The organism is Rhodobacter sp. P2_H5 (genome assembly GCF_056403335.1).
In genome coordinates this window covers 23,372-46,656 of sequence record NZ_JBFUFS010000007.1, presented here as the reverse complement: position 1 = coordinate 46,656, position 23,285 = coordinate 23,372, and the positions used below count along the sequence as shown (strand labels likewise).

Here is a 23,285-nt window from a genome sequence, read left to right as displayed (position 1 = left end):
AGCCTCACTTGAAGTGGATATTGAACTTGGACCGGATGGCGCGGTCGATCTCGGGATCCACCACGCAACCCGCTTTCGACAGGATGTCATTCTTGCGCTGCATCGCGCGGTCGAGCAGGAGCGGCTTGCCAGCCTCGTTCCACTCCTTGGGACTCATCCTGTTGGCGACATTGGGATAAATATACTCGGTCTGCATCAGCTTCAACGTCTGATCGGAGCCGAGGTAATGGCCCGGCCCGCCGAGGCAGACTTCTTTCATCGCCTCGATCGAGGTGCTGTCCTCGGTCACCTCGATGCCGCGCACGCAGCGCATGGCCTGGCCAAGAAGGTCATCGCCGAGGATCAGGCTTTCCATGCAGAAACCGAGGAGAGAGGCATGCATGCCCACCGCCTCGTAACACATGTTCAGACCGGCGAGGCCGGCCAGCGTGTTGGTGATGCCCTGCTCCCAGCCCGCCTGCATGTCGGGGAGTTTGCTGTCACTGATGCCCGAGGCCGCCCCGCCCGGCAGGTCATAGAAACGGTGCATCTGCGCACAGCCCGCCGTCAGAAGCGCCTGTTCGGCCGAACCGCCCGACATGGCCCCGGTCCTCAGATCGCTGACGAAGGGCCAGGTGCCAAAGATCGCCGGCGCGCCCTTCCGGATCGCGTTGACATAGACGACCCCGGCCAGACATTCCGCCATGGCCTGCACGATGGCCAGCGCGATCGGCGCGGGCGCGGTCGCCCCGGCCTGCCCCGCCGACAACAGAAGCATGGGCATCCCGCGGCGGATGCAATCCTCCATCACGCGGCAGCTTTCCTCGGCGAATTTCATCGGCGGGACGACGAAGCAGTTGGAATTGCTGACGAAGGGCCGTTCCAGCCACTTGCCCTCGCCGCCCGCCACGGCATGCAGGATCTCGAAGGCCGGGGCGACGCTGCCCGGCTCGAAGAAGCTGGTGCCGACGTGCTTTTTCGTCCCCGCAAGGCAGGCGTAAAGCGTGTTGAGGTCCATGTCGATGTTGTCGATGACATCGCGGCAGACCATGGTACGCTGGTAGAAATGGATGTTGTCGAGGTTGTCGACCAGCCGCGCCGCATTATAAAGGTCCTGCGCGGTGGAATCGCGATAGGCCAGGGTCACCGGATCGACGATATGCACCGCCGCCCCCGCCGTGCCGAAATGCACATTGGTGCCCGACAGATGCAGGTCATGGCGCGGATCGCGGGCGTGCAGCGTGATGTTGCGGCCCGCCACGGCCAGCATGTCCTCGACCAGGGCGCGGGGAAACCGGATCCGCCCGTCGTCGCCCAGGATCGCCCCGACCCCGGTCAGGATCTCCACCCCCGAGGACGGCGCATTGGCCAGCCCGATCACCTCTAGCGCCTCCAGCGCCGAGGCATGGATCTTGGCCATCCCTGCCTCGGTCAGAGGCCGGTAAGTGCCCCCCGCCATGCCGCCGCGCACCGGACGGACATCATCGGCCAAGGGCGCCGCGCGCAGCGCCACCCGGGCCGAGCGCCCGCCGCTGCGCCCGCTGCGCGCCCGGGCCGGTTCGCACACAGCACCCAGATCGTCGATCAGATCGCTCATCTTCCGTCCTCCCTCAGGAACCGCAGTCCCGGTTTCAGATCTGCGCACCGCGCAGCAGCAAGGCGTCGATCTCATCGCCAGAAGCGGCGCCCTTCAGCGCGGCCAGGGACCCCTCCCCGAGCCCCAGCATCGCCGCCTTGATCGCCGCATGGGTCAGCCGCGCGATCTGGCTGCCAAGCGAGATCCGCCGCACCCCCATCGAAGCCAACTCCGCCACCGTCAGATCGCGCAAAGGCCCCGCCGCCAGCGCATTGACCGGCGCCTTGACCGCGGCCAGCACCTGCGCCAGCTCCGCCCGGCCCGGCGGCACCGGCAAATAGAGAAGATCCGCCCCCGCCGCCTCGAAGGCCTGCAAACGGCGGATGCCCTCGGCCAGATCATAGGCGCCGTTCATCACCCCATCCGCCCGCGCGCAAAAGACAAAGGGCCGCCCGAGGCTGCGCGCCGCAGCCACCGCCGCCCTCACCCGCTCCACCGCCAGATCAAAGGCATAAGCCGGCGCGCCGGGCAGCATCTGGGTATCCTCGACCGACAGGCCCGAAAGCCCGACCTCTGCCCCAAGCCGCACGGTCTCGGCCACCACCTCGGGCGCATCGCCAAACCCGTTTTCGAAATCGCCGCTCACCGGCAATCCGGTCGCCGCCACCATCGCCTCGGCATGGGCCAGCGCCTCATCCCGGCTCACCCCGCCCATATCCGGCCGCCCGAGCGTAAAGGCATGCGCCGCCGAGGATGTCGCCAGCGCCACCGCCCCCAAGGCCGCCATCATCCGCGCCGATCCCACATCCCACGGATTGGGGATCACAAAACACCCCGCCCGATGCAGCGCTGCAAATCTCTCGTGACGTTCCAGAAGCCGCATCCGTTTCACCCTTTCATTTTGGCACAAATATCCTCGGGGGGTCCGGGGGGCAGACAGCCCCCCGGGCGCCCGCTACAGACGCACCCTCTCGGCCTTGGGGTCATACATCGGCACCAGCGAGGCCAGCGCCCGATGTCGCACCCCCGCCACCTCGATCTCGTAGGCCGAGCCCAGAACTTCCGCCTCCGACTGCCCCTTGCAAGGCACATAGCCGAGGCCGACCGCGCCGCCGAGGAAATGCCCGTAATTGCCCGAGGTCACCGGCCCGACGATCCTGCCATCCCGCACGATCGCCTCGTTGTGGAACAACAGCGGTGCCGGGTCCTGCAGCCGGAACTGCACCAGCCGCCGGTCCAAGCCCGCCTCCGCCTTGCGCAACACCGCCTCCCGCCCGATGAAATCGGGCTTCTTCGTGCGCACCGCAAAGCCAAGCCCCGCCTCCAGCACATGATCCTCGTCGGTGATGTCATGGCCAAAGTGGCGATAGGCCTTCTCGATCCGGCAGGAATCCAGCGTGTGAAGACCGCAGAGCGTCAGCATGCCCGTCTCTTCCAGCGCCTCGAAGACATGCGCTGTCTGGTCGGAGCTTACATAGATCTCCCAGCCAAGCTCGCCGACATAGGTCACCCGATGCGCCCGGGCGATCCCCATGCCAATCTCGATCTCCCGCGCCGTACCAAAGGGATGGCCGGCGTTGCTGAAGTCGTTCGGGCTGACCGCCTGCATCACCTCGCGCGCCTTCGGCCCCATGACGCAGAGCACCGATTCCGCCGCCGTCACATCGGTGATGACCACAAACGCCTCGCCCAGATGCCGCCGCATCCAGGCCAGATCGCGCTGCAAGGTCGCGCCCGGCACCACGGCGAGGTAGGCCGTCTCGGAAAGCCGCGTCACCGTCAGATCGCTTTCGATCCCACCGCGCGCGTTCAGCATCTGGGTATAGACGATCCGCCCGACCGGCACATCCATCTCATTGCCGCAAAGCCGGTTGAGGAAAGCGCAGGCATCCCGCCCCTCGACCCGGATCTTGCCGAAAGAGGTCATGTCAAAGAAGCCGGCCCCGTTGCGCACCGCCAGATGCTCGGCCTTCTGGTTCTCGAACCAATTCTGCCGCTGCCAGGAATATTGATATTCCCGCTCCTGCCCCGCCTTCGCGAACCAGTTCGCCCGCTCCCAGCCCGCCACCTCGCCAAACACCGCCCCCCGCGCCGCCAGATGCGCGTGCAAGGGGCTGCGCCGCACCCCGCGCGAGGTCGCCATCTGCCGATAGGGGAAATGGTCGGCGTAAAGCAGGCCCAAAGTCTCTGAGACCCGCTCTTTCAGATATTTGCGGTTCTTCTGAAAGGGTTGGGCGCGGCGGATATCGACCTCCCACAGGTCAAACGGCGCCTCGCCCTCGACGATCCAATGCGCAAGCGCCATCCCCGCGCCCCCCGACCCTGCAATGCCGACCGAGTTATAGCCCGCCGCCACCCAATAGCCGCCAAGTTCCGGCGCCTCGCCCAGGTAATAGCGGTCATCGGGGGTAAAGGACTCCGGCCCGTTGAAGAAGGTATGGATGCCGGCGGTCTGGAACAAAGGCATCCGCTCGGCGGCCATTTCCAGGATCGGGGTGAAATGCTCCCAGTCCTCGGGCAGCGTGTCGAACATGAAATCCTCGCGGATGCCGCCCATGCCCCAGGGCTTGGCCTTGGGCTCGAAAGCGCCGACCATCATCTTGCCCGCATCGGACTTGTAATAGGCGCATTCATCCGGCACCCGCAGCACCGGCAGGTGGCCAAGACCCGGCACCGGCTCGGTGATCAGGTAGAAATGCTCGCAGGCATGGAGCGGCAGGGTCACCCCCGACTGCGCGGCCAGATCGCGCCCCCACATGCCACCGCAGTTGACCACCACATCGGCGGCGATATGCCCCGGCTCCCCGTCCGCACCGATATAGTCGACCCCGGTCACCCGGCCATTGGCCTTGGTGACCGCCGTCACCTTGGTATGCTCGAAAATCTGCGCGCCCTGCATCCGCGCGCCCTTGGCCAAGGCCATGGCGATATTAGCCGGATCACATTGGCCGTCCAAGGGCAGATGCACCGCGCCCACCACGCCATCCACATTCAGATGCGGGTACATCGCCTTGACATCGCTGGCAGAAATTTCCGTCACGTCAACATCGAAAATCCGCGCCACCGTGGCCTGGCGCAACAGCTCTTCGCGCCGCGCCTGCGTGAGTGCCACCGAGATCGACCCCACCTGCCGCATCCCCGTCTCGACCCCGGTCTCGGCGGCGAGCTTCACGTACAGATCGGCGGAATACTTCGCGAGCCGCGTCATGTTGGCCGAACCGCGCAATTGCCCGATCAGCCCCGCCGCATGCCAGGTCGTCCCACTCGTCAGCTGCTTTCTCTCCAGCAACACCACATCACGCCAGCCCATCTTGGCCAGATGATAGGCCACCGAACAGCCCGAGACGCCGCCGCCGATGACCACCGCTTGGGCTTTGGAAGGGATATGAGGCATGGGACAGCTCCTGAGGAAAAGGGGGATGACGGATCAATGATCCGCCCGAAATGAAATTTCAACCGTTTTCTTCATTCTGAAAGCATATCCTGAAGTTTCCATCACTCCAACCTTCATATCACATCCCTTTTTCATCCCGCCCCCTTGCCAAGCCGGTTGCCAGACCGCTAAATCCCCCAAAGGAGCAGCCACATGACGGCCCAGGTCGGACAGGACATTCGCGCCCTGCGCAAATCGCGCGGGCTGACCTTGCAGGCGCTTGCGAGCCAGCTCGACCGCTCTACCGGCTGGCTGAGCCAGGTCGAACGCGGCCAGACCATGCCCGCCATCCCCGATCTGGCAAAGATCGCCGAGATCTTCGGCATCACGATCAGCATGTTCTTCCGCGCCGCTTCCCGCGCAGCGGCGGAGCAAGGCCTGATCCAGCGCGCCGCCGACCGCGTGGCGCTCGGCGCTCCGGCCTTCGGCCTGACCGAGGAACTGCTCTCCCCCAACCTCGGCGGCAGCTTCGAGATGATCCAGTCCACCTTTGCCCCCGGTGCCGAAAGCGGCCTGCAACACCCCGCCCCCAACCGTCAGGACGGCGGCGTGGTGCTCGCAGGTCAGCTCACCCTGTCCATCGGCGATCTCGAAACCACCCTCGCCCCCGGCGACAGCTTCCAGTTCAGCGGCCAGCCCTACCGCTGGCGCAACCCCGGAGAGGTTCCGGCCGTGGTGCTCTGGGTGATCTCGCCCCCGATCTACTGACGCCACGACGAAACGCACGACCCGCTCCTTCATTCTGGTGCAAATATCCTCGGGGGTCCGGGGGTAGAAAACCCCCGGCCTTGATCACGCGCGGATGCGCTGGTTTTTCGCATCCCACAGCGGCGCATCCGCCTGCACCACCGCCGGATAGAGCTTGCCGAAGATCTCGACCTCGACGGCGGTCCCCGGCACATTCAGTTCGGTCTGCAACATCCCCAGCCCGATACAGGCCCCGACCCGGTGGCCGAAATAACCGCTGGTCACCTCGCCCACGACGCGGCCACCCGCCCAGATCGTCGACATCGGCGGCGGGTCCTGATCGCCCGCCTCGATCACCAGGGTGCAGAAGCGCTTGGAGACGCCGCGCTGCTTTTCCGCCTCCAGCGCCGCACGGCCGCGAAACTCGGGTTTGGCCCAGTCGACAAATCTCTCAAGACCGCCCTGCAAGATGCTGTAATCGGTCGACAAATCGCCCTTCCACGCCCGGTATCCCTTCTCGACGCGCAAGGAATTCAGCGCGAACATGCCGAAGGGCTTCAGCCCGAGCGGCGTGCCGGCGGCCAGAACCGCGTCCCAGACCTTGGGCGTATCCTGCAGCCGCGAATGGATCTCCCAGCCGAGTTCCCCCGCGAAGGACACCCGGAACAGCCAGACCTCCGCCCCGGCGATCTGCGCCTTTTGTAGGCTCAACCACGGCAGGGTCAGGTCGGCCTCGGCCACCTGTTCCAGAATGGCGCGCGATTGCGGACCTGTGAGGATCTGGCAGGACCAGTGATCGGTCCCCTCGGACAAGGTCAGGCCCGGCGCCAGATGCTTGACCAGCCATTCCCGGTCATGGGCCTGCGCCGTGGCGGCGGTGATCAGCAACAGCTCCTCTTCGCCCAGCCGCGCCACCGACATCTCGGTGACAATCCGCCCCTTCTCGTCGGCGAAATAGGCGAGGCCCAGGCGGCCGACCGGCGGCACCTTGCCGGTGATCTGGCGCGAAAGCCAATCCACCACGCCCGGCCCGGAGATCCGGAAGCGCGAGAAGCCCGGCAGGTCGAGGATCCCCGCCGCATCGCGCACCGCCGCGCATTCCGCCGCCACCGCCCCGAACCAAGGGCCCTGGCGGTCCCAGGTCTGCTGCGCGGCCTCCGAGGTGTCGTCGCCGGGCCGCGCATACCAGAGCGCCCGCTCCCAACCGTTATAGGGGCCGAACTGCGCCCCCATAGCTTCGGTGCGGTCATGGACGGCGCTCAGCTTCTTGCCGCGCGCCTCGGGCCAGACGTGGTGCGGGAACTGGATGGCATATTCGTGGCCATAGACCTCCATCCCCTTTTTCACGCAGTAATCGGGGTCCTCGAACCCGGTGAAGCGGCGCGGGTCGCAAGACCACATGTCCCATTCGGTGGCGCCCTCGGTCACCCATTCGGCCAGAACCTTGCCCGCCCCGCCGGCCTGACAGATGCCGAAGGTGAAGACGCAGGCCTCGAAAGCATTGGGCACGCCCGGCATCGGGCCGATCAAGGGGTTGCCGTCCGGCGTATAGGGGATCGGGCCGTTGATCACCTTGGTGAGGGCAGCTTTCTCCAGCAAGGGCACCCGGGCCATGGCATCCGATATATGCCACTCCAGCCGCTCCAGATCGTCGGGGAAAAGCTGGAAGCTGAAGTCCTGCGGGAAAGGATCGTCCGGCGTCACCCAATGGGCGCGGCAATTGCCCTCATAGGGGCCGAGGTTGAAGCCGTTCTTTTCCTGCCTGAGGTAGTAGGAGCTGTCGACATCGCGCAGCAAGGGCAGCTTGTGGCCGACCTCTTTCGACCAGGATTCCAGCTCGGGAATGGTGTCGAACAGCATGTACTGATGGCTCATCACCATCATCGGCAGGTCGCGGCCGAACCATTTGGCGACCTCGCGGGCGTAGTAACCTGCGGCATTGACCACATAATCGCAGCGGATCTCGCCCTTGGGGGTGGAGATCACCCAATCCTCGCCCTCGCGCCGGGCGCCGGTGGCCGGGCAAAACCGCTCGATCCGCGCACCCATCTGCCGCGCTCCCTTGGCCAGGGCCTGGGTCAGCTGGGCCGGGTCGATGTCGCCGTCGTAAGGGTCGTAGAGGGCGCCTTTCAGGTCGTGCAAGGCCAGGAACGGATATTTCGCAGAAATATCGTCGGGCGAAAGGAGTTGCAGATCCATGCCCTGATAGCGCCCCATGCCGACGACTCGGCGGAACTCCTGCATCCGTTCCTCGCTATGGGCCAGACGAAGCGAACCGGTGACATGGTAGTTCATCGGGTAGTCGACTTCATCACCCAAGCGCCTGTAAAGGCTGGCCGAATAGCGCTGCATGTTCATGATCGACCAGGAGGAGGAGAAGGTCGGCACATTGCCTGCCGCATGCCAGGTCGACCCGGCCGTCAGCTCGTTCTTCTCCAGAAGTACGCAATCGGTCCAGCCCGCCTTGGCCAGATGATAAAGGCAGGAGACGCCCACCGCCCCGCCCCCGATGATCACCACCCGCGCCCGTGTCGGAAATTCAGCCATCTCGCACTCCCTCTTCGCAAGCCAGTATCACCCCCCGGCCGCAGGCTTTCAATTCATCGCATATTGGGCTAATGATCGGAAAAACCGATCAGAGGGCCGCATGCAGATCGAGCTGATCGACACGTTCCTCGACCTGATCGAGACGCGCAGCTTTCACCGCACGGCGGAGCGGCTGCATGTGACGCAATCCACCATCTCGGCCCGGGTCCAGGCGCTGGAGGCCTCGGTGGGGGCGCGGCTCTTCGTGCGGTCGCGCGCGGGGACCGACCTGTCGACCGAGGGCCTGAAGTTCGAAGTCCACGCCCGCGGCCTGCGCCACGCCTGGGCCGAGGCGCAAAGGGCGGTGCTGCCCTCGGGCACCGCGGCGCTGGTCTTGCGGATCGGCATCCAGAACGACCTCGCGGCGGGGACGATCGGGGAATGGGTGTCGAACTTCCGCCGCGCCCTGCCCGATTGCGGCTTTTACATCGAGCAGGATTATTCGCTGCAAATGTGCCGTGACATCGACCGCGGCGCGCTGGATTTCGCCGTGGTCTATTCGCCGCAAGCCCTGCCCGACCTTTATGTCGAGAGCCTGGGCGAGGTGCGCTACCGGCTGATCAGCGCAGGCCCGGTCAGGCGGGCCGAGCTGATCCCGGCCAGCTACATCCGCGGCGCCTATTCCGCCGCCTTCGACGAAACGCACCGCCAGCTGATGCCCGAGTTCTCCTCCGCCCTCCTGGCCTCGGGCGCCAATGCGGCGGTGGCGGGGCTGTTGTCGGCGATGGGCGGGGCTGGGTTCGTGCTGGAGGAAACCGCAGCGCGGATGCTGGCCGCCGGCGGCTTTCGTGCGGTGGAGGACGCCGCGCCGATCAGCCAGCCGATCTATGCCGTGATGCACCAGCGCCACCGCACCAGCCGGATGCACCGCCGCCTGACCCGGATCGTCGCGCGGGAGATCGCGGGGCGGGCTTAAGCCGGGGGGCGCTCGGCGGACCCGGCTGGGGGGGCTGCGCGCCCCCCCAGACCCCCTGCGGGATATTTATGGACCAATGAAGGCCTTCAGTTACCCAGGATACCCGGCAGGCGGAGACCGTGATCCTTGGCGCATTGAATCGCGGTGTCATAGCCCGCATCGGCGTGGCGCCAGACGCCGGAGGCCGGGTCGTTCCACAGGACACGTTCCAGGCGCTTGGCAGCTTCGGGCGTGCCGTCGGCCACGATGACCACGCCGGCATGCTGGCTGAAGCCCATGCCGACGCCGCCGCCATGGTGGATCGAAACCCAGGTCGCGCCGGAGGCGGTGTTGACCAGCGCGTTCAGGAGCGGCCAGTCGGAGACGGCATCGGAGCCGTCCTTCATCGCCTCGGTCTCGCGGTTGGGGCTGGCGACCGAGCCCGCGTCAAGGTGGTCGCGGCCGATGACGATCGGGGCTTTCAACTCGCCGGAGGCCACCATCTCGTTGAACATCAGACCCGCGCGGTGGCGGTCGCCGAGGCCGATCCAGCAGATCCGGGCCGGCAGGCCCTGAAAGGCGATCCGTTCGGACGCCATGTCAAGCCAGCGGTGCAAGTGCTGGTTTTCCGGGAAGAGTTTCTTCATCGCCGCATCGGTCTTGCGGATATCCTCGGGGTCGCCCGACAGCGCCACCCAGCGGAACGGGCCGATGCCCTTGCAGAAGAGCGGGCGGATATAGGCCGGCACGAAACCGGGGAAGGCGAAGGCGTTCTCGAGGCCCTCTTCCTTCGCCACCTGGCGGATATTGTTGCCGTAGTCGAGGGTGGGCACCCCGGCGTTCCAGAAATCGACCATCGCGGAGACATGGGCACGCATGCTGTGGCGCGCAGCGGTCTGCACCGCCTGCGGATCGCTTTCCTGCTTTGCGCGCCATTCGCCCGTGGTCCAGCCCGCCGGGCAATAGCCGTGCAGCGGGTCATGGGCCGAGGTCTGGTCGGTGACGATATCGGGGCGCATGCCGCCGGCCTTCATGCGGGCGTAGATCTCGGGGAAGATCTCGGCGGCATTGCCGAGGAGGCCCACGGATTTCGCCTCACCCTTGGCGGTCCATTCGGCAATCATTCCAAGGGCTTCGTCGAGACTCTTCGCCTTTGCATCGACGTAGCGGGTGCGCAGGCGGAAGTCGATGCGGGTCTCGTCAACCTCGACCGCGAGGCAGCAGGCGCCGGAGAAGACGGCTGCGAGGGGCTGCGCGCCCCCCATGCCGCCAAGACCGCCGGTCAGGATCCATTTGCCCTTGAGATCGCCGTTGTAATGCTGGCGGCCGGCTTCGGCGAAGGTTTCGTAAGTTCCCTGCACAATGCCTTGCGTGCCAATGTAAATCCAGGAACCCGCGGTCATCTGGCCATACATCATCAGGCCCTTTTTATCGAGCGCGTTGAAATGCTCCCAGGTGGCCCAATGCGGCACGAGGTTGGAATTGGCGATCAGGACGCGGGGCGCATCGGTGTGGGTCTTGATGATGGCGATTGGCTTGCCGGACTGGACCAGCAGCGTCTCGTCGGCCTCGAGGTCGCGCAGGCCAGCGCAGATGCGGTCGAAATCCTCCCAGGTGCGGGCAGCGCGGCCGATGCCGCCGTAAACCACCAATTCATGAGGGTTTTCAGCGACATCCGGGTGGAGGTTGTTCATCAGCATCCGCAGGGGCGCCTCGGTCAGCCAGGACTTGGCGGTGAGTTCGGTGCCGGTGGCGGGGAAGATGTCGCGGGTGTTGTGGCGGGTCATGTCGGGCCTCACAAGGTGGGAAGGTTGATGCCAGCGGCGCGGGCGAGCGCGCCGGAGCCGATCAGGGTGGCGGCAGCCGCAAGGTCTGGGGCCATGTAGCGGTCATCGCCGAGGGTGGCGACGTCCTGGCGCAGGCGGGCGACCACGGCTTGCAGCGGGGAAGAGGTCGGCAAAGGCGCACGGAAATCAATACCTTGCGCGGCGGTGATCGCCTCGACACCAAGGATCACGTTCAGGTTGTCGATCATCCGGCTCAGCCGCCGCGCGCCATGGGCGGCCATCGAGACGTGATCCTCCTGATTGGCGGAGGTTGGGGTGCTGTCGATCACGGTCGGATGGGCCAGGTGCTTGTTTTCGCTCATCAAAGCCGCCGTCGTCACCTCGGCGATCATCAGGCCGGAGTTGAGGCCCGGCCGCGGCGTCAGGAAGGCCGGCAGATCAAAGGACAGAACCGGGTCCACCATCAGGGCAACGCGACGCTGTGCGATGGCGCCGATTTCAGAGATCGCCATGGCGAGCATATCGGCAGCAAAACCAACAGGTTCGGCGTGGAAGTTACCACCGGAAACGATCTGGCCATTGGCCAGGACCAGAGGGTTGTCGGTCGCGGCATTGGCCTCGATCTCCAGCGTGCGGGCGGCTTGACGGATGACATCCATCGCGGCGCCGGTCACCTGCGGCTGGCAGCGGATGCAATAGGGGTCCTGCACGCGGGTATCGCCCTCCCGATGGCTTTCGCGGATCACGGAGCCGTCGAGCAGGCTGCGCAGGGTCGCCGCCGCCTCGATCTGGCCGGGATGACCGCGCAGCGTGTGGATCTGCGGTTCCAGCGGCGCGGTGGAGCCCATGATGGCGTCGGTCGACAGGGCCGACGTCACCAGAGCGCTTTGCGCGGCATTCCAGGCACCGAAAAGGCCAGCCAGCGCATAGGCCGTGGAAAACTGGGTGCCGTTGATCAGGGCGAGGCCTTCTTTGGGGCCTAGAACCACGGGCGAAAGCCCAGCGTCGGCAAGGGCTTGCGCGCCGGTCTTGATCTTTCCGTCATGGCTGGCCTCGGCCTCGCCGATCATCACGGCGGCCATATGGGCCAGGGGGGCAAGGTCGCCGCTGGCCCCGACCGAGCCTTGCGCCGGGATCACCGGGGTCACGCCCTTGGCGAGCATGCCCTCAAGAAGCGCCACGATGTCCCACCGCACGCCCGAGGCGCCACGGCCCAAGGACAGAAGCTTCAGCGCCATCATCAGGCGGGCGACGGCGCGGGGCATCGGCTCCCCTACCCCGCAGCAATGCGACAGGATCAGGTTTTTCTGAAGCTTTGCCGTGTCTTGCGGGGCGATCTTCAGGCTCGCCAATTTGCCAAACCCGGTGTTCACGCCATAGACGGCGACGGTCCCCGCCGCTGCTTCGGCGATGCGGGCAGCCGCCCATTCGACGCCGGCGCGGGCCGAGGGGTGCAAAGTGGCGGGCGCCTCCTCGCGGTAGAGGCGTTCGAGTTGGGCGAGGGTCGTCTCGCCGGGGATCAGGATTTCAGGCGTCAAAGCGGCCTCCGAAGATGCGGGAACGGAGCGCAGTTGCTCCAATTCTGTAAGAGATTTCAGCGGGATGCTTGGCTTCCCAGATGCAGAGATCGGCCCGTTTGCCCGGGGCCACCACGCCGCAATCGGTCAGGCCCAGGGCGCGGGCGGCGTTAACCGTGGTGCCCTGCAAAGCCTCCAGCGGGGTCAGGCGGAAGAGGATGCAGGCCATGTTCATCGCCAGCGTCAGCGAGGTCATCGGCGAGGTGCCGGGGTTGCAGTCGGTGGCCACCGCCATCGGCACGCCGGCGGCCCGCAAGGTCTCGATCGGGGGAAGCTGGCGTTCGCGCAGGGCGTAGAACGCCCCCGGCAGGATCACCGCGACCGAGCCGGCGGTTGCCATCGCCTCCACCCCGTCGGCGCGCAGATATTCCAGGTGATCGACCGACAAGGCACCGTGATGGGCGGCCATGACGGCGCCCTTCAGGTCCGAGAGTTGTTCGGCGTGGAGCTTGACCGGCAGGCCCAGCCGCACCGCCTCGTCAAACAGGTGGCTGACCTCGGCGGGGGAAAAGGCGATGCCCTCGCAGAAGGCATCGACCGCGTCGATGAGGCCCAGAACGGCGGCCTGGCGCAGCGAGGGGATCGCCACCTCGTCGATGTAAGCCATGGAGCGGCCTGCATATTCCTGCGGGATGGCATGGGCAGCCAGATGAGTGACCTTGACCCGCACCGGGCGGTTGGCCGCGATCTGGCGGGCAACGCGGAGCATCTTGATCTCGTCCGCGACGGTCAGGCCATAGCCGGATTTCACCTCGATCACCGCGGCACCGGAGGCGATGATCTGGTCGGCGCGGGCGAGAGCCAGGGCCAGAAGCTCTTCCTCGGAGGCGGCACGGGTGGCGCGGACGGTGGCGACGATGCCGCCGCCGGCGCGAGCCACCTCCTCATAGCTGGCGCCGTTCAGCCGCATCTCGAATTCATTCGCGCGGTCGCCGGCGAAGACGATATGGGTGTGGCAGTCGATCAGAGCCGGGGTCACCAGTCGCCCGCCGAGGTCATGCGGCGGCAGGTGGGCATGGGCCGCGGGCAGGCTTTCCATCGGTCCGGCGAAGGCGATCTTGTCGTCCTCGATCACCACAGCGGCCTTGGGGATCAGCCCATAGCCGTTAACCATGGTGGCGAGCGTTGCATTGCTGAGAAGAATCGACATGCTCTTGCCTTATGTCTGGATATATGGCTATTATGTCTATACATATTCACCTGTCAAGGAGAGGCCATGCTGCTGCACGCACAACAGGCGCTTTTGCCCGAAGGATGGGCGCAAGATGTGACGGTCGAGGTCACCGCGGGGCGGATCACCGGCGTGACGCCGGGTGGCGCCGCTGTGGGGGCGCAGCGGGTGGATTGCCTTTTGCCGGCGCCGGTCAACCTGCACTCGCACATGTTCCAGCGCGCGATGGCCGGGCTGACCGAGTTCCGCACCGCGGGCCAGGACAGTTTCTGGACCTGGCGCAGCCTGATGTACCGCTTTCTGGAGCAGCTTTCGCCCGAGGATGTCGAGGCGATTGCCGCGATGGTTATGGTCGAGATGGCCGAGGCGGGTTATGCTGCCGTGGCGGAGTTTCACTATCTGCATCATGGGCTTGGCGGGAAATCTTACAGCGACCGGGCAGAGATGGGGGGGCGGATTGCGGCGGCGGCAAAGACGACCGGGCTGGGGTTGACCCTGCTGCCGGTCCTGTACGAGCGCGGCGGCTGTGACGGGCGCGCTTTGGCGGGCGGGCAGCTGCGCTTTGGCAACGACATGGCGGGGTTTGCCGAGCTGATGGCCGGAGCGAAGGTGCATCTGTCGGCGCTGCCGGAGGATACCGGTCTGGGTCTGGCGCCGCATTCGCTGCGCGCGGTCTCGGCCTCCAGCCTGTCGGCGGCGGCGGCGCTGTCGCCTGGGCCGATCCACATTCACGTCGCCGAGCAAGTGGCTGAAGTGGATGAGGTTTTGGCCTTTACTGGCCAGCGCCCGGTGGCCTGGCTTTTGGCGCACGAGCCGGTCGATGCCCGTTGGTGCCTGATCCACGCGACGCAGATGGAACCGGCCGAGACGCTGGCCCTTGCCGCTTCCGGCGCCGTGGCGGGGCTTTGCCCGATCACCGAGGCCAACCTGGGCGACGGCATCTTTGACGGTGCGCGCTATCTGGCGGCGGGGGGCAGGTTCGGCATCGGATCGGACAGCAATGTGCGGATCTCGCTCTCGGAGGAGATGCGGATTCTGGAATACTCCCAACGGCTTGGCATGAAGGCGCGGGCGGTTCTGGCCGATGGCAGCCGCTCGGTCGGGCGGGTGATCTTTGACGGCATGGTGGCGGGCGGGGCGCAGGCCGCCGGGCGCGCCTCGGGGGCGATCGAGGTGGGGATGTGGGCGGATCTGCTGGCGCTGGACGCTTCGGGACCGGACATGGCGGGGCGCAGGGGCGACCGCTTGCTCGACACCTTCGCCTTTGCCGGCGATGACCGGATGGTGCAGCATCTGTGGTCGGCGGGCCGCGCGATCGTGCAGGACGGCCGCCATGTCGCGCGCGGGCCCGTGCAGGCGCGGTTCGGCCGGGTGATGGCGCGGCTGGCCGAGGCGCTTTGATGGCGGGGTGGGAGGAGATCCGGCGCGAGGTTCTGGCGCGCATCCGCTCGCGCCTCTGGCCGCCGGGCGCGCTGATCCCGGGCGAGGAGGCCCTGGCGCAGGAGTTTGGCGTGGCGCGCGCCACCGTCAACCGCGCGCTGTCGGAACTGGCCCGCAGCGGGGTGGTCGAACGGCGCCGGAAGGCGGGGACGCGGGTCGCCGTCCTGCCGGTGCGCAAGGCGACGCTGGATATTCCCCTGATCCGTTCGGAGGTTGAGGCGCGGGGCGAGGTCTATGGCCTGCGCCTTTTGCAGAAGGAAACCGCCCATCCGCCGGTGCCGGTGGCGGCGCGGCTGGGCCTGCGCGATCCGGGGCTGCAGATGCTGCATCTGAAGACGCTGCACCTCGCCTCCGGCCGGCCCTTCGTGGTCGAGGAGCGCTGGCTGAACCCCGCCGCCCTGCCCGCGCCCCTGCCGGATTTCACGAAGATCAGCGCCAACGAGTGGCTGGTCTCGGAAGTGTCCTTCACCACGGGCGACATCGCCTTTTCCGCCGAACCGGCGAGCGGGGCGGAAGCGGCGGCCCTGGCGGTGCCCGAGGGCACGGCGGTTTTCGTGACCGAACGCTGCACCTGGGCGCCGGATGCGCCGATCACCTGGGTCCGGCTCGCCTATGCGCCGGGGTATCGGCTGTCGACCATGCTATAGGCTTGGGAAGATGGGCAAATTGCCCATCCTACCGGACACCGGCGCGTTGGTGGGAGGCGCAATCGGCGCCTTCTAGAGGACGCGGGGGTTCTTCTCGGCGGCGCCGGTCCAGATCGGGTTCGACCAGGCGCGGCGGCCTGCGGCGTCGATCACCGCGGCGCGCACCCAGGGCGAGTTGTTCAGGCGCTCCATCGGCACGGACCCCTTGGTCAGGGAATTGCCATGCACCGCCTTGGCCCCCGTGCCCCAGCCGATCGCGATGATCGAGGAGACGGCGGAACATTCGACCACCAGATGGCCATCTTCCACCCGCACGTCACGCAGCTCCGGCCCCTGGCTCGAGTAGAAAGCCCCGGCTTTCAGCGCGGCGAGCAGGGCTTCGGGGGTGTTTTCCTGGGATTTCACCATGACCCAGCCGCCGAAATGGTCGGGTTCGGAGAAATGCGCGTCGTCGGTGGCGATCAGGGTCAGGGCGCGGCCCTCGGTCAGGAGCTGGTCGGCGATGGCAAAGCCGTCCGCCCGGTCGCAGCCGGTGGCGCAGCCGTGGTTGTAGATCTCGACCGCATGGGCCGCGGTGATGGTGCGGGCGTCCTCCATGGTCAGGCCGGACCATTGCGGGTGGGCGATGGCGACAAAGGCCCCGGCGGCCACGGCGCGGGCGGCGATCTCGGCCCCGGTTTCCTGGCCCGGTTCGGGCAGGAAGGAGGGCGAGTTCGAGGGGGCGAAATCTTCCGGCAGGCCGACGGCGAGGATATGCCAAAGCTCGCCGTTCGCCATGGCGCCGGAATGCAGCTCGGCCCCGAGGATCGTGGTGAAATCATTGCGCCGGTAGCCCGTGGTGTCGACAATCGGATAGCCGTAGCGGCCGACGAAATGGTCGGTCAGGGCGAGGAAATCATAGCCCTCGGCCTGATAGCGGCGGCAGACCTCCTCGGGCGGCAGAACCCCGTCCGAGCGGGTCGAATGGGTGTGCAGATTGCCGCGCCAGAAACGGCCGGGGTTGGTGAAGGCGGGCAAAGTCAGCGGCATGGGGTCCTCGCAGGGTATTGTCGGGGGAGATGATCGGGAATTTGGCGGCAAACTGGCAGGCCTTGGTCACTGCCGCAAGCCACGCGGCGGATCCTGGCACGGAGAGGTCAAAGATTTGATGACAGGCCGGCACAGCCATGGGATCGAATTGGCGGTTTAACCATTTATCAAGATATCAACCCCAGATTGCCTGTTACAGTTTGAGCGGAGGACTGCCGACTTTGCCGCGACGCGGCAGAAAGGGGCTGCAGAGGCCACAGAATTGCCGCAAACCGTTGCTGTGATTTGATTCAAGGAGGATCCCTCATGACCGTGACTTACGCCATGACCCTTACTCTGGTCGTCACCGGCTGCCTGACCATCGGCGTCGTGCTGCATGCCTGCCTCAACATGCTGCGCCGGCGTCCGCGCGGCTGAGCGACCGGCGCACTTCAGCCGCGCCCGATATAGGGCATATCGCGCGCCATCAGCGTCATGAAGGGCACGTTGACCTCCAGCGGCAGGTTCGCCATCTGCAGGACGGCCTCGGCCACATGGGCCACATCCATCACCGGTTCGACCTTGATCTGGCCATCGGCCTGCGGCACGCCGTGCTGGAAGCGCGCGGCCATCTGGGTCAGGGCATTGCCGATGTCGATCTGACCGCAGGCAATGTTGAAAGCGCGGCCATCGAGGCCCAAGGTCCGCGTCAGCCCGGTCACGGCATGTTTCGACATGGTGTAAGGCACTGAGCCCGGGCGCGGCACATGGGCCGAGATCGAGCCGTTGTTGATGATCCGCCCGCCTTGCGGGTCTTGACGCCGCATCTGGCCAAAGGCCGCGCGGGCGCAGAGGAACATGCCGGTGATGTTGACGTTGGACAGCTCCAGAAAATCCTCCACCGGGATCTCGTCGATCGGGGCGGCCTTGGTGCCGATTCCGGCGTTGTTGAAGAGCACATCGAGCCGGCCGAAGGTTTCCACCAGCCGGGTGAAGGCGCGGTCGACCTCGGCGGGTTTGGCCACGTCGCAGGGCAGCAGGAGCGCGTTGGGCGCCTCGGCCGCAGTTTCCTCCAGCGCATCGGCGCGGCGGCCGATCAGGCCGACCTGCCAGCCGGCGCCCAGAAAAGCCCGCGCCGTGGCGCGCCCGATGCCAGAGCCCGCGCCGGTGATGAGGATGGTCTGGGTCATAGGCGGCTCTCCCGATAGGTGGCGCGAGACAGGAAATCGGGGTGGACCACCATGCCCCAGCCCGGTTCCTCGGTCACGATGACATGTCCCTCTTCGATCTGGTAGGGGTCATTGGCGAAGAGCCCCTCCTGCCAAGGGTAATAGTCCAGCCCCTCGATGGAAAATTCCAGATATTTGCCGGGGTTCGGGATCGCCTTGAGCAGATGCATGGTGCAGAGCGTGACAAGGCCGAGGTTGGCGGCATGCGGTGTCATCGGCAGGCCGGCAGCGGCCCCCATCCGGCAAACCTCCAGCGTGCGGGAGAGGCCGCCGAGGTACATGACATCAGGTTGCAGGATATCGACGGCCTTGTGTTCGATGGCGAGCTGCCAGGCGGTGAACTCGCAATCCTGCTCGCCACCCGCCACGTCAAGGGTCAGGGCGGCGCGGACTTCTGCCGTCTGATCGACCTCCCAATAGGGGCAAGGCTCCTCGAAATGGCCGATGCCGTGGTCTTGGCAAAGATGGCCGACCGCGATGGCTGCCTTGGGGCCGTAGCAGGAATTGCCATCAACCAGTTTGTCAATGCCGTCGCCCAAGGCTTTGGAGACGATGGGAATAACCGCCTCGGTCCGCCCCGGCCATTCGTCGCGGCCGCGCCCGCATTCGGCGCCGACGCGCCATTTGAACGCGGTGAAACCCTGCGTATCGCGCAGCTTCACAAAGCGGGCAGCCTCATCCTCCGGCGTGATGTCGCGCTTCATCGAGGAGGCATAGGCGCGCAGGCGCCCCGGTGTGCCGCCGATCAGGCGCACCACCGGCAGGCCCGCCTGTTTGCCGCGCCAGTCCCAGACGGCGGTATCGAGGCCCGACTGGGCGCGGCGCAGGTAGCTGCCGGGGTATTTGTGCTCGCGTTCCGAGATCAGGCGGAGCGTGTCCTCCATATCCTCGACCTCGGTGCCCAGGGCGTGGCGGGCGACCTGGCGGTGAAAGACTTCCGCCGTGATGTCGGCGTTGTAGGTCGAAAGCTGACCCCAGCCCTGCGCACCATCCTCGGTGGTCAGACGGGTGAAGGTGACAAATTCGTTCCCGATGGTTTCAAGACTGGTTATTTTCATTCTTTACCCGTGGGTTACAACCATTTCTTCCACTTGAACACCGCCCAGGTGATCAAGGCCGAGGCCACCATCATGCCCAAGGCCATCGGATATCCGAAGGTCAGGTCCAGTTCCGGCATCAAGTGAAAGTTCATGCCATAGACCGAGGCGATCAGCGTCGGCGGCAGGAACAGCACGGCCACCACCGAAACAATCCGCACCGTCGTGTTCTGCGCAAGGTTGATCATGCCCAGCGTCGCGTCTGTCGCCTGCGCGACACGGGAGGAGAGATAATCGCCATGGACCTCCAAAGCCTGGATGTCCTTGCTGAGGCCGATGATCGTGGCCTTGAAGGGCTCGACCGCGCCGCGTTCCTCCAGCCCGACACGAAAGAAGCCGAGGGCGCGGTCAAGGGTCAAAAGGGACAGGCGGCAGTTGCCCACCATGTCGCTTTGCCGGCCCGAGGTTTCCAGCGCCTTTTGCAGGACGGCGGCCTCCGGCCCCAGACCCTCGGTCGAAAAGATCGCCCTTGTGATCTTGTCGAGTTCGCGGCCCGCCCCCTCCATCAGGTCGGCGATGCGGCCGATGATCTCTTCGCAGAGGCCGAGGAAGACGCGGTCCGGCCCGGCGCAACCGAGGGCCACCTTGTCGGCGCGCCCGGCATAGGTCTCGAACGGGCGCGGGGTGTGGTAGCGCACCGTCATCACCCGCCCCTGACCCAGGATGAAGGCCACCGGCCCGGTGACCGGCGTGGTGAAATCCTCGCGCGACAGGCCGGGCACCAGCACGGTCATGTAATCAAAACCGTCCTCGCGGTAGAGGCGGGAAGAAATCTCGATCTCTTCCAGATCCTCCAGCGTCGGCACCTCGGGCACCAGACCCGCCACCGAAGCCACCTCTTCCGGCTCGGGCTTGCAGAGGTCGAGCCACAGGGCCGAGGCCGGGTCCGAGGCCACCAGCTTGCCGTTTTCAGTGCGATAGGCGAACAGCATCAGCGTCTCTCCCCTTGCGACGGCACAGGCTTGCCACGCATCAAGGCTGGACAAAAGCCCCCGTTTGGGCCGAAACCCGTGCGAGGCACCGGACCTGAGGGGGAGAACATGTTCGATCTGGTGATCTTTGACTGCGACGGGGTGCTGATCGATTCCGAGATCATCAGCGCGCAGATGCTGGTCGAGGCGCTGGCGGGCTTTGGCGTGAAGATCGACCTGGCCTATGTCGGACAGCATTTTCTGGGCCGCAGCTATCCGACCGTGATGGCGCAGATCCGGCAGGAGTTCGGTCTGGATATGCCGGCGGATTTCGAGGATCAGTACCGCATCCGTCTGATGGCCGCCTTCGAGGCCGGGCTGCAGGTGATGCCCGGCGTGACCGAGGCCCTGCGCGGGCTGGCCCTGCCCTGGTGCGTGGCGACCTCCTCCAGCCCGAAGCGCGCGGCGCGGTCCTTGCAGATCGCGGGGCTGGCCGATCTGGTGGGCGACGGGCTTTACACCGCGAGCATGGTGGCGCGGGGCAAGCCGGCGCCGGATCTATTCTTGCATGTGGCGGCGGCGCGGGGCGTGGACCCGGCGCGCTGTCTGGTAATTGAGGATTCGCTCAACGGTGTCAGGGCGGGCCTTGCGGCGGGGATGGTCGTCTGGCGCTTTGTCGGCGGCAGCCATCTGCGCGGCCAAAGCCTTGACGCGCCGCCCGATGCCAGCGCTCATCTGACATTCACCGAATTCGCGGGGTTTGCGGACCTGCACCCTGCCCTGTCGCGGAGACTTTGATGGCCCGTCCAGTCACCAGACCCGAATCGGATGCGAGCCTTCAGGACGAGGCTGCCCGCGCCGGCTGGCTTTACTATCTCGGCGGCCTGACCCAGGACCAGATCGCCGCCGAACTTGGCGTCTCGCGCCAGAGGGCGCAGCGTTTGGTCAGCCGGGCGGTGACCGAAGGCCTGATCCAGGTGCGCCTGTCGCACCGGATCGGCACCTGCCTCTCGCTCGAGGCCGAGTTGATGGCGCGCTATGGGCTGACGCGGTGCCGGGTGGCGCCCTCGCCCGGCATCGGCGGCGATCTGGTGCGCGCCACCTCGCCCGTGGCCGCGGCGGAACTGGAGCGCGTGCTGCGGATGCCCGAGCCCAAGGTGATCGCGCTTGGCACCGGACGGTTCCTGCGCGGCATGGTCGATGCGATGGAGGAGGTCGAGGCGCCGCAGCACCGCCTCGTCTCGCTGATCGGGAATATCGCGCCGGACGGCTCGGCCAGCTTCTTCGATGTCGTGATGCGGATCGCCGACAAGGTGAGGGCACCGCACTACCCGATGCCGGTGCCGGTGATCTCGCCCACGCCCGAGGAGAACGCGGCTTTCCACGCGCTGGGGCCGGTGCGCAAGGTGGTCGACCTCGCCCGCGCCGCGGATGTGATCTTCGTCGGCGTCGGGCAGATGTCGATGGATGCCCCGCTCTTGACCGACGGCTTCGTCACCCTGGGCGAGCTGGAGGACATGCAGCAGGCCGGCGCGACCGGCGAGGTTGCCGGCTGGGTCTATGATTCGCACGGCAATTACCTGGAAGTCGGCACCAATCGCCGCACCGGCGGGGTCCGGGTCGAGCCTGGCCTGGCCCGCACCGCGATTGGAATCGCGGCCGGACCCAGCAAGGTCCGCGCGATTGCTGCGGCGCTGCAATCGCGCATTATCAATGGCTTGATCACCGACGAACATACCGCAACCGCGATTCTGGCGCGCTGATCCCTTCGCAACTGCGGCGTGGAATGGGGCTTGACGGATCACGGCTTCGTATGAGTAATTGCCCACTAAGCGATGAAATGCTCAATCGCTGATCTGGGAGGATACCAATGCAAATGACGCTGCGCGCGCTTCTTGGCGCGACGGCCGCGCTTACCCTGTCGGGTATGGCCATGGCCGAGACGACCGAGATCACTGTGGCGACCGTGAACAACGGCGACATGATCCGGATGCAGGGCTTGATGGATGATTTCTATGCCAAGCACCCCGACATTCACGTCAACTGGGTCACGCTGGAAGAGAACGTCCTGCGCCAGAAAGTCACCACCGACATCGCCACCAAGGGCGGTCAGTTCGACGTTCTGACCATCGGCACCTATGAAGTTCCGATCTGGGGCAAGCAGGGCTGGCTCGTCTCGCTGGACGATCTGCCGGCGGACTACAAGAAAGACGACCTTCTGCCCGCAATCGCTGGCGGCCTGACGGTCGATGGCCACCTCTATGCCTCGCCCTTCTATGGCGAAAGCTCGATGGTCATGTACCGCAAGGACCTGATGGATGCGGCCGGCCTGAAGATGCCCGACGCGCCGACCTGGGCCGATATCGAGAAGGCCGCCGCGGCCATGACCGACAAGTCCAAGGAACAATACGGCATCTGCCTGCGCGGCAAGGCCGGCTGGGGCGAGAACATGGCCTTCCTGACCGCCATGTCCAACTCCTTCGGCGCCAAGTGGTTCGACATGGACTGGAAGCCCCAGTTCGACCAGAAGCCCTGGGCTGATACCCTGGCCTTCTATCTGCACCTGATGAACGACTACGGCCCGCCCGGCGCCTCGAACAACGGCTTCAACGAAAACCTGGCGCTGACCCAGCAAGGCCATTGCGGCATGTGGATCGACGCGACCGTTGCGGCTTCGTTCGTGACCGGCAAGGACTCGACCGTGGCTGACAAGATGGCCTTCGCTCTGGCCCCTGACAATGGTCTGGGCAAGCGCGGCAACTGGCTCTGGGCCTGGTCGCTGGCCATCCCGGCCGGTTCGCAAAAGGTCGAGGCTGCCAAGGCCTTCGTCGATTGGGCAACCAACCCCGACTATCTGGCGCTGGTCGCCTCCAAGGAAGGCTGGGCCAACGTGCCTCCGGGCACCCGGTCGTCGCTTTATGCGAACCCGGAATATGCCAAGGTGCCCTTCGCCAAGATGACGCTGGACAGCATCAACGCCGCTGATCCGACCCATCCGACCGTGGACCCGGTGCCCTATACCGGCGTGCAGTTCGTGGCGATCCCCGAGTTCCAGGGCTTTGCGACCGAAGTCGGTCAGCAGTTCTCGGCCGCTCTGGCAGGTACCACCAAGCCGGAAGATGCGCTGAAGAACGCGCAGGACCTGGTGACCACCGCGATGACCAAAGCCGGTTACATCAAGTAACAGGCCGTCAGGGCGGGGCCGCGTCTCCCAAGGGCGGCCCCGCATCTTTCCCCCCAAATTCCCCGAAATTCGCGTTTG

18 protein-coding genes are annotated in these 23,285 nt (G+C 66.1%); 7 read left to right on the top strand and 11 right to left on the bottom strand.

The genetic code is table 11. The features are described from left to right. Positions 1 to 4 precede the first annotated feature (4 nt). The 3 genes from AC1DVR_RS11475 to AC1DVR_RS11465 all read right to left on the bottom strand — a co-directional run bounded on the left by AC1DVR_RS11475 (position 5) and on the right by AC1DVR_RS11465 (position 4,949). Positions 5 to 1,576 (bottom strand): trimethylamine methyltransferase family protein, encoded by a 1,572-nt coding sequence (locus AC1DVR_RS11475; RefSeq protein ID WP_478000708.1) that lies wholly within the window; start codon positions 1,574 to 1,576, stop codon positions 5 to 7. Positions 1,577 to 1,610: 34 nt separating this feature from the next. After that, positions 1,611 to 2,438 carry an isocitrate lyase/PEP mutase family protein gene (locus AC1DVR_RS11470; RefSeq protein ID WP_478000707.1) on the bottom strand — a complete coding sequence of 276 codons (828 nt, stop codon included), beginning with the start codon at positions 2,436 to 2,438 and terminating at the stop codon, positions 1,611 to 1,613. A gap of 72 nt (positions 2,439 to 2,510) precedes the next feature. Further along, positions 2,511 to 4,949, bottom strand: coding sequence for a GcvT family protein (locus AC1DVR_RS11465; RefSeq protein WP_478000706.1), 2,439 nt, complete (start codon positions 4,947 to 4,949; stop codon positions 2,511 to 2,513). Between the two features lie 192 nt (positions 4,950 to 5,141). On the opposite strand from AC1DVR_RS11465, the gene AC1DVR_RS11460 reads away from it, so the two are divergent. Next, the gene (locus AC1DVR_RS11460) at positions 5,142 to 5,696 is read left to right on the top strand and encodes a helix-turn-helix domain-containing protein (RefSeq protein WP_478000705.1); all 555 of its coding nucleotides are present in this window, start codon (positions 5,142 to 5,144) and stop codon (positions 5,694 to 5,696) included. A gap of 84 nt (positions 5,697 to 5,780) precedes the next feature. Here AC1DVR_RS11460 and AC1DVR_RS11455 read toward each other — a convergent pair whose 3' ends face one another. Next, positions 5,781 to 8,222 carry a GcvT family protein gene (locus tag AC1DVR_RS11455; RefSeq protein WP_478000704.1) on the bottom strand — a complete coding sequence of 814 codons (2,442 nt, stop codon included), beginning with the start codon at positions 8,220 to 8,222 and terminating at the stop codon, positions 5,781 to 5,783. A 100-nt stretch (positions 8,223 to 8,322) separates the two neighbouring features. Here AC1DVR_RS11455 and AC1DVR_RS11450 point away from each other — a divergent pair, with 100 nt between their 5' ends. Beyond that, on the top strand, positions 8,323 to 9,177 hold the full coding sequence (locus tag AC1DVR_RS11450; RefSeq protein ID WP_478000703.1) for a LysR family transcriptional regulator: 855 nt from the start codon (positions 8,323 to 8,325) through the stop codon (positions 9,175 to 9,177). An 86-nt stretch (positions 9,178 to 9,263) separates the two neighbouring features. On the opposite strand, the gene hutU is transcribed toward AC1DVR_RS11450, so the two are convergent. From hutU to hutI, 3 genes are read right to left on the bottom strand one after another with little or no spacing between them, the layout of a single operon-like run. After that, complete coding sequence (gene hutU, locus AC1DVR_RS11445; protein WP_478000702.1) at positions 9,264 to 10,943, bottom strand: urocanate hydratase; 1,680 nt, start codon at positions 10,941 to 10,943, stop codon at positions 9,264 to 9,266. An 8-nt stretch (positions 10,944 to 10,951) separates the two neighbouring features. Beyond that, a complete protein-coding gene (gene hutH / locus AC1DVR_RS11440; protein ID WP_478000701.1) occupies positions 10,952 to 12,481 on the bottom strand; it encodes a histidine ammonia-lyase in 1,530 nt (509 codons plus the stop codon). Further along, positions 12,471 to 13,670 (bottom strand): imidazolonepropionase, encoded by a 1,200-nt coding sequence (gene hutI / locus AC1DVR_RS11435; RefSeq protein ID WP_478000700.1) that lies wholly within the window; start codon positions 13,668 to 13,670, stop codon positions 12,471 to 12,473. Before hutI ends, hutH begins: the two co-directional genes overlap by 11 nt. A gap of 66 nt (positions 13,671 to 13,736) precedes the next feature. On the opposite strand from hutI, the gene AC1DVR_RS11430 reads away from it, so the two are divergent. Beyond that, positions 13,737 to 15,092: a formimidoylglutamate deiminase gene (locus tag AC1DVR_RS11430; protein WP_478000699.1), complete on the top strand. Its 1,356-nt coding sequence runs from the start codon at positions 13,737 to 13,739 to the stop codon at positions 15,090 to 15,092. Next, positions 15,092 to 15,778 carry a GntR family transcriptional regulator gene (locus AC1DVR_RS11425; RefSeq protein ID WP_478000698.1) on the top strand — a complete coding sequence of 229 codons (687 nt, stop codon included), beginning with the start codon at positions 15,092 to 15,094 and terminating at the stop codon, positions 15,776 to 15,778. Before AC1DVR_RS11430 ends, AC1DVR_RS11425 begins: the two co-directional genes overlap by 1 nt. Positions 15,779 to 15,850: 72 nt before the next feature. Here AC1DVR_RS11425 and AC1DVR_RS11420 read toward each other — a convergent pair whose 3' ends face one another. The 4 genes from AC1DVR_RS11420 to AC1DVR_RS11405 form a co-directional block, all read right to left on the bottom strand. Continuing rightward, complete coding sequence (locus AC1DVR_RS11420) at positions 15,851 to 16,801, bottom strand: PHP domain-containing protein (RefSeq protein ID WP_478000890.1); 951 nt, start codon at positions 16,799 to 16,801, stop codon at positions 15,851 to 15,853. 437 nt (positions 16,802 to 17,238) lie between these two features. Further along, positions 17,239 to 17,976, bottom strand: a complete 738-nt coding sequence (locus tag AC1DVR_RS11415) for an SDR family oxidoreductase (RefSeq protein WP_478000697.1) — start codon at positions 17,974 to 17,976, stop codon at positions 17,239 to 17,241. Beyond that, a complete protein-coding gene (locus AC1DVR_RS11410; RefSeq protein ID WP_478000696.1) occupies positions 17,973 to 19,073 on the bottom strand; it encodes a mandelate racemase/muconate lactonizing enzyme family protein in 1,101 nt (366 codons plus the stop codon). The genes AC1DVR_RS11415 and AC1DVR_RS11410 overlap by 4 nt, the downstream gene beginning before the upstream one ends. A 14-nt stretch (positions 19,074 to 19,087) precedes the next feature. Next, positions 19,088 to 20,044, bottom strand: a complete 957-nt coding sequence (locus AC1DVR_RS11405) for a magnesium transporter CorA family protein (protein WP_478000695.1) — start codon at positions 20,042 to 20,044, stop codon at positions 19,088 to 19,090. A 108-nt stretch (positions 20,045 to 20,152) separates the two neighbouring features. On the opposite strand from AC1DVR_RS11405, the gene AC1DVR_RS11400 reads away from it, so the two are divergent. From AC1DVR_RS11400 to AC1DVR_RS11390, 3 genes are all read left to right on the top strand, one after another. After that, positions 20,153 to 20,821 (top strand): HAD family hydrolase, encoded by a 669-nt coding sequence (locus AC1DVR_RS11400; RefSeq protein ID WP_478000694.1) that lies wholly within the window; start codon positions 20,153 to 20,155, stop codon positions 20,819 to 20,821. Further along, positions 20,821 to 21,786: a sugar-binding transcriptional regulator gene (locus tag AC1DVR_RS11395; RefSeq protein ID WP_478000693.1), complete on the top strand. Its 966-nt coding sequence runs from the start codon at positions 20,821 to 20,823 to the stop codon at positions 21,784 to 21,786. Before AC1DVR_RS11400 ends, AC1DVR_RS11395 begins: the two co-directional genes overlap by 1 nt. A gap of 107 nt (positions 21,787 to 21,893) precedes the next feature. Then, on the top strand, positions 21,894 to 23,207 hold the full coding sequence (locus tag AC1DVR_RS11390) for an ABC transporter substrate-binding protein (RefSeq protein ID WP_478000692.1): 1,314 nt from the start codon (positions 21,894 to 21,896) through the stop codon (positions 23,205 to 23,207). Positions 23,208 to 23,285 lie beyond the last annotated feature (78 nt).